The organism is Bacillus hominis (genome assembly GCF_018332515.1).
Taxonomy (GTDB): Bacteria; Bacillota; Bacilli; order Bacillales; family Bacillaceae_G; genus Bacillus_A; species Bacillus_A hominis.
The window spans coordinates 1-2567 of sequence record NZ_BOQD01000196.1; the positions used below are offsets into that span (position 1 = coordinate 1).

Annotated in this window: 3 protein-coding genes and 1 pseudogene; all 4 read right to left on the reverse strand. The window is 31.4% G+C overall.

Features of this window, described 5'->3' with window-relative positions; genetic code table 11:
* The coding region (locus KI356_RS18730; RefSeq protein ID WP_212936123.1) for a VanZ family protein at positions 1-492 on the reverse strand (492 nt) is incomplete at its 3' end.
* 31 nt (positions 493-523) lie between these two features.
* Positions 524-751: pseudogene (locus KI356_RS18735) on the reverse strand (GNAT family N-acetyltransferase); the annotation flags it as partial.
* Between the two features lie 4 nt (positions 752-755).
* Positions 756-1781: a serine hydrolase domain-containing protein gene (locus KI356_RS18740; protein WP_212936121.1), complete on the reverse strand. Its 1026-nt coding sequence runs from the start codon at positions 1779-1781 to the stop codon at positions 756-758.
* A gap of 109 nt (positions 1782-1890) precedes the next feature.
* Positions 1891-2567, reverse strand: a 677-nt coding sequence (locus KI356_RS18745) for an MFS transporter (RefSeq protein ID WP_212936122.1), incomplete at its 5' end; no start/stop codon positions are given.

The following is a 2567-nucleotide window of genomic DNA, read 5'->3' on the forward strand; positions in this document are numbered from 1 at the left end:
ATCAGTAATACGTCCCACTCCACTAAATAAAGACTCAATTAATTGTAGTAATTCAATACTAACTGATATAGAAAATCCTAATAGAATTATATTTTTGATCTTTTTATATTTAACCCATATGATTGGTGCTAAAAACCCTAGAGGCATTAATAATAAAATATTCCCGCCTACATTTCTTATGATTAGACCGAGCATAAATAGGACATCACCATCATAAGCGCTACCAATTTGATTGATATCTTTAATAATTGATGCAAGTGGCATAATATTGACCGATCGATTAAGATTTTCAATACTAGAAGGAAAACCGATTGGTAAAGGGAATAAAGTTACTGCAACAACCATACAGATATAGACCACGAATAAAAAACTTATTATTTCTTCCCACCAAATCACATGTTTTTTATTTTTCAGGCCAATTAATATGCCACGCACAATTAAATAACAAATAGCCCCTAAAATAACAAACAAACTACCGTTGATCATATACAAATTGCTAACACATCCCTTCATCTTCATATCGACCAGTTCCTCTTGAACAAACAGTACGTTCTTCTAATTCGTATTCAATATCTATTAACCCCACTATTTGATTTTCGTATACAGCTACTAATTCAATGGCAGAATTTTCATATTTTTATTTTTCTCTAAATACGTTATCAAAATATGCTGTATCTAAAAAAGATAATGCTCGACAACGTACCCAGCCTGTTTCATCTTCTTTTTTATATGCCCGAATTTTTATATCCATGTAATTAAATAGCCCCTTCTATTTCTGCCAATAATTTTTCAGGACCTGATCCTTTATTTGAAACAATAACCAATGTAATTCCTAGGTCTGGATATACAGCCGAACGAAAACTCACGCCTGGATCATATCCCATTACATGATATTTAAAAATATTTCCTTGTCTTTTCTCAATCCATATTCCATAGCCGTAAGACTGACTATTATTCACTGAAATATGAGGAGTTAAAAGTAAATTCGTATATTGTTGGCTTAATATTTCATTGTTAAATAGAGCCTCCCAAAATTTCAACATGTCTGGTGCGGTAACGTAAGCACCGCCATCAGCACCTCCTTGTATAGGTATAGAGTATGCGTTTGTTCTCCATTTTTGATTATTTACATCTTTTATATATCCAAGGGCTGTATCTTTAGGTAAATTATCTAAAGAGAAATAACCCGAATCATTCATGCCAATTGGAACAAATATGTTTCTTTCTATATATTCCGTAAATTTAAGTCCTGACTGTTGTTCTATAATTAAACCGAGTATGATAAAACCTGCATTGTTATAGTGAAACTTACTTCCTGGAGCAAACATCATATTACGGTTTTGGAATAATGGTAAAAAGTTTTTTAAACCTTTTAATAGATACATAGGCGTTTTTTTCCAAAGATCCTCGAAATTATTCATAATACTTTCATCGAAATAATCTGGAATACCAGAGCTATGCGTTAGAAGTTGATGTATTGTAATATCTTTATCAAAGTTTGGAAATTCAATACTTAAACAATCTTTTAACTTTGTATGAAAAGAAAGTAAACCTTTTTCAACGAGTTGACATATGCCGATTGCAGTGAATAATTTACACCCCGAAGCAATTCCGAATCTTGTTTGCAGTGTATTATATATACTTTCACTACGGTTTGCGTAACCAAAAGCCTCCTCATAGAATAAGTTTTTTTCTTTTTTCACTAAAACTATCCCAGAGAAATCTATTTTTTGATGCGTTTCTTTTACAATTTTCTCAATCTCATCTTTTGTTTTTATCACGGTAATCATCCTTATCTTTCGATATTGTTCATTCTCCTTACTATTTTTCAATATAAAAGGGGAAGAACCCTCTTATTAAATACCACAAATTGTAAAAAAGATAAAGCCATCATTTCGAATCTATTGATTCAGCTGAATATACCTTGGACCTTGAGGGTAATAAAGTAAATACACACAATATGATAGTTATAAGTAACATTACAAATACTCCTACAATAACTACAAACTGAATGGAACTAAATTGAGTTGCTACCCCGAACACTATCGTTGTCAAAATTGTTACCAACGCAATAGCAAACTCATATATACTCCCTATTCGCCCCATCATATTTACAGGTACATTTTTTTGATAAAAGGTATAAAAACCTGTGTTTGCACAAGACAGAGCGAAGGATAAAATAAAGAATCCAACCGTAGCTATTAGAATCTCGCTTGAAAAAGCATAAAACATATATCCGGTTGAGATAAATAGTGATCCTACTCCTATAAGGAATGCAGGTTTTAACTTATTTGAAAAAATAGTGATTGTAAGTGCACCTAAAATATATCCCGCACCAGCCATACTAACTAGAAAACCATACTCACTATCCGTTAACGATAAAACTTCTTTGGCAAACGATAATTCAAGTGAATCAATAGCGGTGGTTAATACGATCATTCCTTTAAATAAAAAGTATACAGAGACAATATATAAATATTTTCTACTAAAATTTAATACGATGTTCCAATCTTCTTTTAATAGAGTAAGAGTTAACTTGTTACTTGTTGTACTAGATTTATCTTTTA